This window comes from Rickettsia asiatica, assembly GCF_007989425.1.
GTDB classification, from domain to species: domain Bacteria; phylum Pseudomonadota; class Alphaproteobacteria; order Rickettsiales; family Rickettsiaceae; genus Rickettsia; species Rickettsia helvetica.
The window spans coordinates 381,650-393,980 of record NZ_AP019563.1; the positions used below are offsets into that span (position 1 = coordinate 381,650).

The window sequence follows — 12,331 nt, forward strand, 5'->3', positions numbered from 1 at the left end:
ACGCTGTGGTTCTGCGTTCCGTGTTTCCTTCAAATTCCTCTTTATAAGTTTAATTTTGCAAGAAGTCTATTATTATCTTAAAAATCAAAGAGATTCGTAATTCCATTATTTTAAGTATATATGGATAATTATTAGATTATCAGCTTTTAATCAAGTATGGTAGTCTTATTTATAATTTGTATATAATTATTATTTAATTTTAAAAAAATTAATGAATTAAATAATATGAAAATATTTTAATGTAAGAAAAATAATAATATATTTTTTAGTATTTTAAAGAGGTGTTATTTGAAGTTTATCTAGAATTTCATTTTTGCTCTTTAATCATAGATAAATTATCTATTTAAATAAATTAATACAAGATAAGCAATGATTTTTCTTAAGATACAAGCATTATATTAATTATTTGTTCTTCAAGTTAGTGAGCAAGATAAATGAATAAAAAGATTATAATTGATGCTAATTTTCCAAGCGAAACAAGAGTAGTTTTATTAGGACAAAGCAACAATATAGAAGATATTGAATTTCAAACAACCGTAAGACAACAAAATAAAGGTAATATTTATTTAGCAAAAGTCACAAGAATAGAGCCGTCGCTACAAGCTGTTTTTATAGAGTATGGAATGGATAAAAGTGGATTTTTACCGTTTAGTGAAATTCATCCTAACTATTATAATTTGCCTGCCTCGGAGAGAAATTTTCCGGTTAATGCTTTTCCTGAAATAGCTCTTTCAAATATTACGGTTGAGGATGATAAAGAGAAACCGGCTGCTATATATGATTCTTTGGTTGATAGTGAAGAAATTGACCTAAAAACCATAGAAGATTTAGTAGAGAGTAAATTCCAGTCAGAACTTAATTTAGAAGCGGCTGATGATATTGAAATTATTCAAAGCGGCACCCCTGAGTCAAATATTCCGCAATATAAACAATATAAAGTTCAAGAAGTAATAAGAAAAAACCAAATATTATTAGTACAGGTTACTAAGGAAGAACGAGGAAATAAGTGTGCCGCTTTTACTACTTATATATCCTTGGCTGGTAAATATTGTGTTTTAATGCCTAATAAAGGTTCGCAAAACGGCATATCGCGTAAAATATCAAACGGGGAAGAAAGAAAAAGACTGAAAGATATTTTAAATAAAATAGTAAGCGGTGACAAAAATGCTTATAGCGTCATTGTTAGAACCGCAGGTAGAGGAAGTAGCACCTTAGATTTGAAGAAAGACTATAATTATTTAGCAAGGTTATGGAATAAAATTCGTAAAAGTACTATTAAATTTCCGGCTCCGTGTTTCATTCATGAAGAAGATAGTATAATACGTAAAACCATACGTGATATGTGTGATCACAATGTTAAAGAAGTAGTGATTCAAGGACAGGAAGCCTATGAAGATGCTTCAAAATTTATGCAGGATTTATTACCTTCAGAGCTTTCAAAACTTAAAGAACATAAAAATAAAACTCCTATATTTACTAAGTTTCAAGTAGAAGAGCAATTAGTTAAATTATATCAGCCTGTTGTGACACTACCTTCAGGGGGATATATCGTTATTAATCCTACGGAAGCTCTTATTTCAATTGATGTAAATTCCGGTAAATCAACTTCTGAAAAAAATATTGAAGAAACGGCACTAAAAACTAATTTAGAAGCAGCCAAAGAAGTAGCAAAGCAAGTAAAGCTTAGAGATCTATCAGGTTTGATAGTTGTTGATTTTATAGACATGAGTGAAGCTAAGAATCGTAAAATTATTGAACGATCCTTTAAAGAGTTTTTAAGTCGTGATCGTGCTCGTATACAAACCGGTAATATTAGTCAGTTTGGACTACTTGAATTCTCAAGGCAGAGATTACGTTCTTCTTTCTTAGAAACTAATTCGGCAATTTGTTCTCATTGTAACGGTAAAGGAGTCATTAGAGCGAGTGATGCTAATGCTATGTTAATTTTACGTACTATAGAGAATGAAATTTTTGAAGAAAGAATTGATGTAATAAATGTTTTTACCAATATCGTTTCAGTTATTTATCTACTTAATAATAAACGTGCTGAGATAAAATTTATTGAAGAAAAATATAATATAAAGCTTAATTTTTATTCCGATCCTAATGCTACATCAGATAGTTATTCAATTGAAAAAGTGAAGCTGTTGAAGAAAAATAACAATAATGTTAATCCTGTTAAGCCGGTAATTCAGAATCATAGTGCCGATTATACTGAAGAAGAGTTGAAAAAAGAACAGTTACGCAAAAATAAACATAAATGGAAAACAGCTAATAATAGTAATAATATTGCTAATGAAGTAAAAGATAAGAGTTTAGAGGCAAAAGAACCGGTAGAGCAAACCGTAAACGTTGTGGAAGAGGTGAAAGTTGTAGAAAGTAATGCCGGCTTAGAAGAAGCACAAGCTGCTCCAAAAAAGACAAAACATAGATATCATAATAAAAAATCAAATAAGAAACATCCTGCTAATACCGCCGAAGATATGGAAAAGAATGCAGAGTCTTGATGTGAGGGTAATTGTTAGGGTGTTGTATGACTCCTCAATTGTCTGAGCTACGGAAAAACTATAAGTTTTGACGAAGCAATCTCATGCCAAAATCCTGGGGTTGCCACGCTCTCTTCATTCGCGGTGTTGTTGCATGGCTTGTGTATGCCATTCCCGCGTATGCGGGAATCCAGTAAAACATATAAAAAACTCATTTTTTATATGTTTATTTTATCAAATATGTAACTTCTGTATCAATATTGAAGTTATTTTCTGGATTCCCGCCTATGCGGAATGACATCTAGCAGATTTTTCGAGCCATGCAACAACGCTTTCGTTCGCTCGCAATGACGAAGCAAAAAAACATAAACTTAAAATAAAAGTGCAGAAAAATTTAATTACAAAATGGTTGTGTATAAGTTGTATAATGGTCATAGCGATGATTGTTATAGGAGGGATAACAAGGCTTACCGGTTCTGGTTTATCTATAGTTGAGTGGCGTCCGGTAACCGGTATTTTGCCACCTTTTAGCTTTGATACTTGGCAAGCGGAATTTGCTAAATATAAAGCTTTTCCTGAATATAACTCCGTTAATTACGGAATGACTTTATCACAGTTTAAATTTATTTATCTGTTAGAGTTTATACATCGGTTACTCGGTAGAATTACAGCTTTAATATATATCTTACCTTTAATATATTTTTATTTTAAAGGCATAATAAAAAATCGTGATATTATACCTTATATAACTGCTTTGCTATTATTTTGCCTGCAAGGCTTTATGGGGTGGTATATGGTTAAAAGCGGCTTGTTGAATAGCCCGTCTGTTAGTCATTTTCGACTTGCTTTTCATTTAATTATCGCCGTAATTATTTATCACATACTTTTTTATCAATTAATAAAAAATCGTTGTGATATTTTGTTAATCCCGTCACAAACAGATTTAAAATTACCATTAATATTTTCTGGTATTGCTATTACTGTAATATATGTGCAAATTTTTTTAGGTGCTTTAGTTGCAGGGCTTGATGCAGGGCTGATATATAATAGTTTTCCGCTAATGGGTGATAGTTTTATTCCGATGGAGATAAAAGATAATTTCTTTGATCTTAAAAATTGGTATGATCCGGTTTTTATACAATTCATACATCGTTTAGGTGGCTATAGCGTATTTTTGATTGTTGTGGTTTTGGTAATTTGCTTGTTAACAATAGAACATCCGAAATTAAATAAGATAGCTTATTTTCTAATGATTGCATTATTGATGCAGATATCTACCGGAATAATTACTCTTTTATACTCTGTACCTATAATAATTGCCTCTATACATCAGCTTTTTGCTATAATCCTTTTATCTATAATAATTTGGTGCTATTTTTTAATAAAAAGTAGTTAAAATGTCACCGTGGTCAAGTCGGCGTTATTGCATAGCTCAGAGAATCTATGCAACAATGCCTTCCCGCTTATGCGGGAATGACATAAACCGATACATGCAATAACACAATAAAAAGCTCTAAATGATCATCGATGTCAATACTCCTATTTCTTCTAGATTAGATAAATATTTAAAACGTCTATATCCGTTATTGACTCAAGGAGTAATAGAGAAAGCATTACGTCAAAAACAAATTACCGTTAATTCTCAGAAAGCAGAGGCGAGTTTAAGAGTAATAGACGGCGATAAAATTTTTATTAACGATAAGTTTAATTTACCCGTTAAGCAACCTGAAAAATTAGTTTTTACCGATGCCGAAATTAAGCTAGTGAAGAAAATTACTACCGATTATTTGATATATGAAGATGATAATTTAATAGCTATAAATAAACCTGCAGGGCTTGCTACTCAAGGTGGCAGTAAAATAAATTTATCTATTGACTCTGCATTAAAATATTTGAATTATAAAGGTGCTGATTTTAAGCTAGTACATAGGTTAGATAAAGAAACAAGCGGTTTGCTCTTAATAGCTAAAAATTATTTAAGTAGTGTAAAACTTCATGATGCTTTTAAAGAAAAATTGGTTGTAAAAACATATTTTGCCGTAACCTATGGGAAGCCAATTAAAAATGTAGGCGAAGTTAGAAGTAATATAGAAAAGAGTAAAGGAAGTACACCTAAAATTACTGATATTGATAGTGAAAATGGTAAACTTGCCATTACTTATTATAAATTACTTAAATCACTTGAGAATAACTTATTTTTAATTGAATTTACGCCGGTTACAGGTAGAATGCATCAATTAAGGTTGCATGCTAAATTATTAGGTTGCCCGATACTTGGAGATGATAAATATGGTAATAAAGAAATAATGCCGTATAGTAAATATATGTTCCTACATGCTAATAATATATGTTTATCTGAAAAGATTTTTGGTAAAGAGATTAATTTAGAAGCAAAATTACCGTTTTATTTTAGTAGACATCTTACATAACACAGCTAATAAAGAGGAATTTGAAAGAAACACGGCACGCAGAACCAAAAAAGTACGTGAGGATTCGAGTATCGGATCTACGTACAAATTACCTTTAGAAGCAAGTTATGTAAGATGTCTACTAATAAGTTTGTGGAGTGTTGAAGTTATGATTCATAGATATTTTTTATTGCTGCTTTTTTTAATTATTAATTGTATTGATTGTTTTGCAGATATACAGCAAAGAATCAATGAAGCAGAAAAAGAATATATAAGTAATAGATTTTTAAATGCCGTTTTTATATTTGCCGATGATTATAAACCTTTATTAACCGGTGCTAAAGGAATCTTTGCTTTAAACGGTGAGCAATTAAAAGCAAATGAAATGATGCCTATTGCTTCTGCTACAAAGCCTTTTACAGCGGCAGGAATCTTAAAATTACAAGAACAGGAATTATTAAATATTAACGATAAAATCTATAAATATCTTGATCCGGAAATGTGGGGGGGAAAAGTGCCGGATTGGGCATATAAAATATCTATCCATAATTTATTAACGCATAGTAGCGGTATTGCCGAATATTTTAGTTTTGTTAAACTTGATTTAAATATGCCTAAGAAAGAGATTCACAAGAAAATATTACAATTTGTTTCTTCTAAGCCTTTAGAAATATCTATAGGAAAAAAATTTAAATATAGTAATACTAATTTTGTTATACTCGGTATGATTATCGAAAAGGTATCTAAAAAAGATTTAGCTAACTTTTTTTATGATGAATTTTTTAAACCTCTTAATATGAAATCTACTAGTTTTGCTTCATATAGTGAAGCCGCTAGAATCCAAAAAAACGTTATTAGTTCTAATTATCCGGTAAGATATTTTTTAACGCCTAATAATAGTAATAAACCTATATTTACTCCTGTAACTACTGATTTTTTAGCAGTTCCTTGTGCTGACGGTGGTATAATATCAACATCGGTTGATCTTATTAAATGGTATAGGGCATTGAATGAGGGGAAAATTCTTTCTAAGAAGTCATATAAACTTATGACTACTAAATATTTTTTAGCAAAAGATATAGAAGGGCGTAAGTCTTATATGGGTTACGGTATTTTCCTTACTGATCTTGATTCTAAGCATTTAATGATTCATTATACGGGAAAAGCCCTTGGAATACAAAGTGAAGCAGGATATGTTGTGCCTGATAATCTGTATTTTGCTATATTAAGTAATACTATGATTAAAATTCCTGAAGAAGAAAAAGATAAAATTGACATGAAAAATCCTTTAAATCAACTTGGAATAATTTATTTCAGAGATGCAATAATAGGAGCAGCTATAAAAAATTAAATAGACTTCTTGTATAACCTATCTTATAAAGAGGAATTTGAAGGAAACACAGAACGCAGCACCGCAGCGTACACTTAGCATGTGAGGATGCGAGTACCGGATTAACGTATAAATTACCTTTAGAAGGAGGTTATACAAGAAGTCTAATGAAGATAGTTACCTGGAATATTAATTCATTGCGTCTACGGATCGATTTATTAAGAAAATTAGTACATGAACATCAGCCGGATATTATTTTACTTCAAGAAACAAAGGTAGCTGATTCATTATTTCCTCTTGAAGTTATTAAAAATATAGGCTATGAACATGTAATATATTCAGGGCAGAAATCATATAACGGTGTTGCTATTATTTCTAAATTTCCTTTGCATAATGTTTTCTCTTTGGAATTATATAACAGTGATAAAAGGCATATAGCCGCTATAGTTAATGATATAGAAATACATAATTTTTATGTTCCTGCTGGTGGTGATATACCTGATATCGAGGTAAATGCAAAATTTAAGCATAAGTGCGAATATGTAAGGTTAATATAGGAATGGTTAACTACTAACCGTACTAAAAACGATAAAATTATCATTGTCGGGGACTTGAACATTGCTCCGCATGAACATGATGTATGGTCTAGTAAGCAGCTGCGAAATGTTATCAGCCATACCGATATTGAACGCTCGTTATTGGTAGAGCTATAAAATTCGTTAGGTTTTATTGATAGTAGCAGACATTTCGTATCGCTTGACGAAAAATTTTATACTTGGTGGAGTTATAGAAATATAGATTGGAAAAAATCTAACAGAGGTAGAAGGCTTGATCATATTTGGGTTAGCGATAATTTAAAAGATGCATGATTTTCTATGCATTTACTACCAGAAGCACGTGATTGGCCACCACCTTCGGATCATATACCGTATTTTGTAAGTTTTAATTTTGATGGTTTTGAGTTCTATGTCATTCCTGCTTTCGCAGGAATGACATAAAAAGCTACGTGAATGATATAAGACTAAGAATCTTAGGGAGTAATTAGTGGATATTAAGTTAGGAAAATATAAGCCGATTAAGGAAGAATATATAAAAAGCTTTAAAGATATGCTCCTACTGCGTCGTTTTGAAGAAAAATGCGGACAGCTATACGGTATGGGAGAAATAGGTGGTTTTTGTCATTTATATATAGGTCAGGAAGCAGTAATTTCTGCAGTAGATATAGTTAAACAAAAAGGCGATAGCACTATTACTAGCTATCGCGACCATGCTCATATTATTTTAGCAGGAACTGATCCTAAATATGTTCTTGCCGAGCTTATGGGGCGAGCTACAGGCTGCTCAAAAGGTAAGGGCGGTTCGATGCATTTATTTGACGTACCGAATAAATTTTACGGCGGACACGGTATAGTTGGAGCTCAAGTACCTATAGGTACAGGGCTTGCTTTTGCTGAGAAATATCAAGGTACGAATAATATTTGCTTTACTTTTTTAGGTGATGGTGCGGTTAATCAAGGTCAGGTATATGAAGCCTTTAATATGGCTGCTTTATGGGGTTTACCTGTAGTGTATATTATTGAAAATAACGAATATTCGATGGGAATGTCTGTAGCACGTTCTACCTTTATGTGTGATTTATATAAGAAAGGGGAATCATTTGGGATTAAAGGATTACAGCTAGATGGTATGGATTTTGAAGAAATGTATGACGGCTCTAAGCAAGCAGCCGAGTATGTTAGAGAAAATAGCTTCCCGCTGATATTAGAGGTAAAAACTTATCGTTATCGTGGGCATTCGATGTCCGATCCGGCAAAATATCGCAGCAAAGAAGAAGTTGAGCAATATAAAGAGCGTGATCCGTTAGTAATAATAAGAAAAACGATACTCGACAATAAATATGCAACCGAAGCAGATTTAAAAGCAATAGAACAGTCGGTAAAAGAAATTGTGAAAGAAGCAGTAGAATTCTCAGAAAATTCACCGCTGCCTGATGAGGGGGAATTGTATACGAATATTTATCATACCGTGGCTTGACCACGGTATCTAGCTCTTTCCAGTGTCATCCCGCGACTTGATCGCAGGATCCAGTCTTTAATTTTTTTGGATACCATGGTCAAGCCACGGTATGACAATTGTTTAATTTAAATAAAAAGAAAAATGCAAATAACGGTACGTGAAGCATTGCGTGATGCGATGCAAGAAGAGATGATAAGAGACGATAAGGTTTTCGTCATAGGCGAGGAAGTTGCAGAATATCAAGGAGCTTACAAGGTAACTCAAGGATTATTAGAGAAGTTTGGTCCTAAGAGAGTAATTGACACGCCAATAACGGAATATGGTTTTGCAGGGCTTGCAGTTGGGGCAGCTTTTGCAGGACTTCGCCCGATCGTGGAGTTTATGACCTTTAACTTTGCTATGCAAGCATTCGATCATATAGTTAATTCGGCTGCAAAAACTCATTATATGTCAGGTGGGCAGGTAAAATGTCCGATAGTATTTAGAGGACCAAACGGAGCAGCAAGTAGAGTAGCAGCACAACATAGCCAAAATTATACAGCTTGTTATTCCCATATTCCAGGGTTAAAAGTAGTAGCTCCTTATAGTGCAGAAGATCATAAAGGGCTTATGATCACGGCTATTAGAGATGATAATCCGGTTATTTTTTTGGAAAACGAGATTTTATATAGTCATAGTTTTGACGTGCCGGAAACAATTGAGCCTATACCTTTTGGTCAGGCAAAAATTTTAAGAGGAGGTAGTAGTGTCACTATAGTTACTTTCTCGATTCAAGTAAAACTTGCCCTAGATGCTGCAAATGTTTTGCAGAATGATAATATTGATTGCGAGGTTATTGATCTTCGCACTATTAAACTGCTTGATACGGATACAATAATAGAATCAGTGAAAAAAACTAATCGTTTAGTTGTAGTCGAAGAAGGTTGGTTTTTTGCAGGTGTTGGAGCAAGTATAGCCTCTATAGTTATGAAAGAAGCATTCGATTATTTAGATGCTCCGATAGAAATTGTCAGCGGTAAAGATGTACCGCTTCCTTATGCCGTTAATTTAGAGAAATTAGCTCTGCCGAGCGAAAATGACGTAATAGAAGCCGTTAAAAAGGTTTGTTATTATAGTGTTTAGGTTATAACTTTTTATTGTATAGCTTAGTTTTTTTGTCATTGTGAGCGACTGTAAGGAGTGTGGCAATCCAAAAAAAAAGTAAAAAATGCTATAAATTAGCATTTTTTTACTGGATTGCTTCGTTAAAACTTACAGTTTTTCCTCGCAATGACGATATCAACTTTTTCGAGGCAATGCTTACTTCGCAGCTCTTTTGCGGTCGTTAGGGTCAAGTAGAGCTTTTCGCAAACGAATAGATTTCGGCGTTACTTCAACTCGCTCGTCATCCTGTATATAGCTGATTGCCTGCTCTAACGTTAAAAGCATCGGCGGAGTTAGCCTTATGGCTTCGTCTTTACCTGCTGCTCTAACATTGCTTAATTGCTTCGCTTTTAGTGGGTTTACCTCTAAATCATTATCACGATTATGTTCGCCGATAATCATACCTCTATATACTTTATCGCTAGGGTTTATAAACATTTTCCCCCTTTCTTCTAAATTCCATAGAGCATATGCGACAGCTGCCCCGTCACCGTTAGAGATAAGCACGCCGTTACGTCTTCCCTCGATATTTCCTTTATAATCAGCGTATCCGTGGAAAATATGGTTCATAATTCCTGTACCACGTGTTTCGGTTAGAAACTGGCTGTGATAGCCGATTAACCCTCTAGACGGTCCGATGAACGTAACACGGCTTTTACCTCCGCCTGACGGTCTCATATCAGTCATTTCGGCTTTTCTAAGTGCTAAAGATTTTACGACTACTCCAACATAATCGTCATCAACGTCAACTTGGATTTCTTCCATCGGTTCTTGCTTATTACCTTTCTCATCGGTTTGGAATAATACTTCAGGTCTGCTAATAGATAACTCAAACCCTTCACGACGCATAGTTTCAATTAGAATACCAAGCTGTAACTCTCCGCGTCCTGCAACTTGAAAAGCATTTTTCTCAGCAGCTTCGGTAACTTTTAGTGCGACGTTACTTTCAAGTTCACGCATTAATCTAGCTCCAATCAAGCTCGACGTAACTTTTGTCCCCTCGCTTCCTGCAAGCGGTGAGTCATTAACGCTAAAAGTCATGGATAAAGTCGGCGGATCGATCGGTAGAGACAGTATGGCTTTAGTTACTTCGGGAGAGCAGATAGTATCGGCAACGTTGGCATTTTCAACGCCTGCTATGGCAATAATATCACCGGCTGTAGCCTCATCTATAGCAATTCTCTCTAAACCTCTAAATGCTAATATTTTAGTGATACGTCCGGTTTCAAGTACTTTATTCTCTCGATTTAATACTTTTACGTTTTGATTGATTTTAACAGTGCCGCTTTGTACACGTCCCGTTAAAACCCTACCGAAGAAAGAATTATATTCTCTAGTAGTAACAAGCATAGAAAACGGTGTTTTATCATCGGCTACAGGCTTTGGTACATGCTGTACTATAAGGTCGAAAAGCGGTGCTAAATCATCTGCTAAATTGTCTAAAGGATTAATTTTATCATCAAATGTTAAAGATGCTCTTCCTGCTCTACCTGATGCATAGACTATAGGGAAATCAAGCTGATCGTTATTGGCCTCTAACGCTACAAATAGCTCGAATACTTCGTCGATAACTTCTTTAATTCTTTGGTCATCCCTATCTATTTTATTAATAACGATAATAGGTTTTAAGCCGAGGTTTAAGGCTTTAGAAAGCACGAATTTTGTTTGCGGCATTGGCCCTTCTGATGCATCGACAAGTAGTACCACACCGTCAACCATGCTTAATATTCGCTCTACTTCACCACCAAAATCAGCGTGTCCAGGTGTATCAACTATATTAATACGGATATCGTTCCACATAAGAGCGGTGCATTTGGCTAGTATGGTAATACCGCGTTCACGCTCAAGATCGTTAGAATCCATAGCACGCTCGGCTACTGCCTGGTTAGCTCTAAATGTTCCGCTTTGTTTAAGCATATTATCGACAAGTGTAGTTTTCCCATGATCAACGTGGGCAATAATTGCTATATTACGAATAGATGTCATCTTTAAAAATTCTCACAAGTTTACAATAGTTTTTCGTATTATACACTAAAATACCGAAAATTGGAATAAAGTTCTTGAAAAACTAACTGATTTAACTACAGAATAAAAATTACTAAGAATCTTTAAACTTTAAAATAAGAGAAATTAATGAACGAAAATACAGCACTATTTAATATTTGATTTTGACGGCACTTTAGTTAATGGACATTCACATAATTATATCGGAGAGCGATTAGGAGGCTTAATAGCACGTAATATACAAAATCACTTTTTTAGTTCATATGACGAACGTGCTAAAGAAAATAGCTAGGCTTGAGCAAAAATTCTCTATAGAGCTGATGAAAGGATTCCTAGATAATGAAAATTTAGGTTGGAAAAATGAAGAACAATTAGTACGTCTTTTTAAAAATATCATATCATCCGGTCATAAAATAGCTATAGCATCGTTTAATGATTATCCTGATGCCGTAAAATATGCATTAGAGCAATTATTAGGCACAGAAAATAGTAGAAAACATATATATAAAATCAGGTTTACCTGCTAAGAAGGATGAAGAGATAAAACTTTGCAATAAAGTACCTTATATTGAAAAAATAATGAGGAATACCGAAATAACTAATGAAAAAAATGTATTTTTCATGGATGATACTCTTAAGCATATCAAAGCCGTAGAAAAATATGAGATTAGAGCTGTTTGGGTTAAGACGAAGGGAACAGAGCATATTCATCAAGCTTTGAATTTTTTATATGACTTTAATGAAAAGCACGAAATTTATGTTGAGTTAAATTATCCTGATACTGAACCTCTTCTTAGTGATGAAGAGAACACCTACTTAAGTTTGGAAACAATGCAAAACATTCCATTTGAACCTATTTCAGATGATTATTATTTGGATAGTGAGGGATATACACCATGGGGAGATGGAAATGTGCCAACGTTAGGTAACAGTTAAGTTTTTAA

Annotated in this window: 9 protein-coding genes and 3 pseudogenes; 11 read left to right on the forward strand and 1 reads right to left on the reverse strand. The window is 33.6% G+C overall.

Annotated elements, in window-relative coordinates:
* The first annotated feature begins 434 nt into the window (after nt 1-434).
* The 9 genes and pseudogenes from RAS_RS02115 to RAS_RS02150 all read left to right on the forward strand — a co-directional run bounded on the left by RAS_RS02115 (nt 435) and on the right by RAS_RS02150 (nt 9,362).
* Entirely contained in the window at nt 435-2,507 is a 2,073-nt protein-coding gene (locus RAS_RS02115) for an Rne/Rng family ribonuclease (RefSeq protein WP_147141935.1), read from the forward strand.
* A 42-nt stretch (nt 2,508-2,549) separates the two neighbouring features.
* Complete coding sequence (locus tag RAS_RS10975) at nt 2,550-2,732, forward strand: tail protein X (RefSeq protein ID WP_408634811.1); 183 nt, start codon at nt 2,550-2,552, stop codon at nt 2,730-2,732.
* A gap of 136 nt (nt 2,733-2,868) precedes the next feature.
* Nucleotides 2,869-3,882: a COX15/CtaA family protein gene (locus RAS_RS02120; RefSeq protein ID WP_147141938.1), complete on the forward strand. Its 1,014-nt coding sequence runs from the start codon at nt 2,869-2,871 to the stop codon at nt 3,880-3,882.
* Between the two features lie 121 nt (nt 3,883-4,003).
* The gene (locus RAS_RS02125) at nt 4,004-4,915 is read left to right on the forward strand and encodes an RluA family pseudouridine synthase (protein WP_147141940.1); all 912 of its coding nucleotides are present in this window, start codon (nt 4,004-4,006) and stop codon (nt 4,913-4,915) included.
* Nucleotides 4,916-5,063: 148 nt separating this feature from the next.
* Nucleotides 5,064-6,245: a serine hydrolase domain-containing protein gene (locus RAS_RS02135; RefSeq protein WP_147143938.1), complete on the forward strand. Its 1,182-nt coding sequence runs from the start codon at nt 5,064-5,066 to the stop codon at nt 6,243-6,245.
* Nucleotides 6,246-6,415, forward strand: a pseudogene (locus tag RAS_RS11290) (palindromic element RPE1 domain-containing protein); the annotation flags it as partial.
* A pseudogene (xth, locus tag RAS_RS02140) lies at nt 6,392-7,222 on the forward strand (exodeoxyribonuclease III). The pseudogenes RAS_RS11290 and xth, both read left to right, overlap by 24 nt.
* A 46-nt stretch (nt 7,223-7,268) precedes the next feature.
* A complete protein-coding gene (pdhA, locus tag RAS_RS02145; RefSeq protein ID WP_147141943.1) occupies nt 7,269-8,258 on the forward strand; it encodes a pyruvate dehydrogenase (acetyl-transferring) E1 component subunit alpha in 990 nt (329 codons plus the stop codon).
* A 123-nt stretch (nt 8,259-8,381) separates the two neighbouring features.
* The gene (locus tag RAS_RS02150) at nt 8,382-9,362 is read left to right on the forward strand and encodes a pyruvate dehydrogenase complex E1 component subunit beta (protein WP_147141945.1); all 981 of its coding nucleotides are present in this window, start codon (nt 8,382-8,384) and stop codon (nt 9,360-9,362) included.
* A gap of 177 nt (nt 9,363-9,539) precedes the next feature.
* Here the strand turns inward: RAS_RS02150 and typA are convergent, their stop codons facing one another.
* Nucleotides 9,540-11,369 carry a translational GTPase TypA gene (typA, locus tag RAS_RS02155; RefSeq protein WP_147141948.1) on the reverse strand — a complete coding sequence of 610 codons (1,830 nt, stop codon included), beginning with the start codon at nt 11,367-11,369 and terminating at the stop codon, nt 9,540-9,542.
* Nucleotides 11,370-11,516: 147 nt separating this feature from the next.
* Between typA and RAS_RS10980 the strand changes: the two are divergent.
* Together RAS_RS10980 and RAS_RS02165 are read left to right on the forward strand one after the other, a co-directional pair.
* Nucleotides 11,517-11,746 (forward strand): annotated as a pseudogene (locus tag RAS_RS10980) (hypothetical protein); the annotation flags it as partial.
* 220 nt (nt 11,747-11,966) lie between these two features.
* Entirely contained in the window at nt 11,967-12,323 is a 357-nt protein-coding gene (locus RAS_RS02165; protein WP_172616085.1) for a hypothetical protein, read from the forward strand.
* The last annotated feature ends 8 nt before the right edge of the window (nt 12,324-12,331 follow it).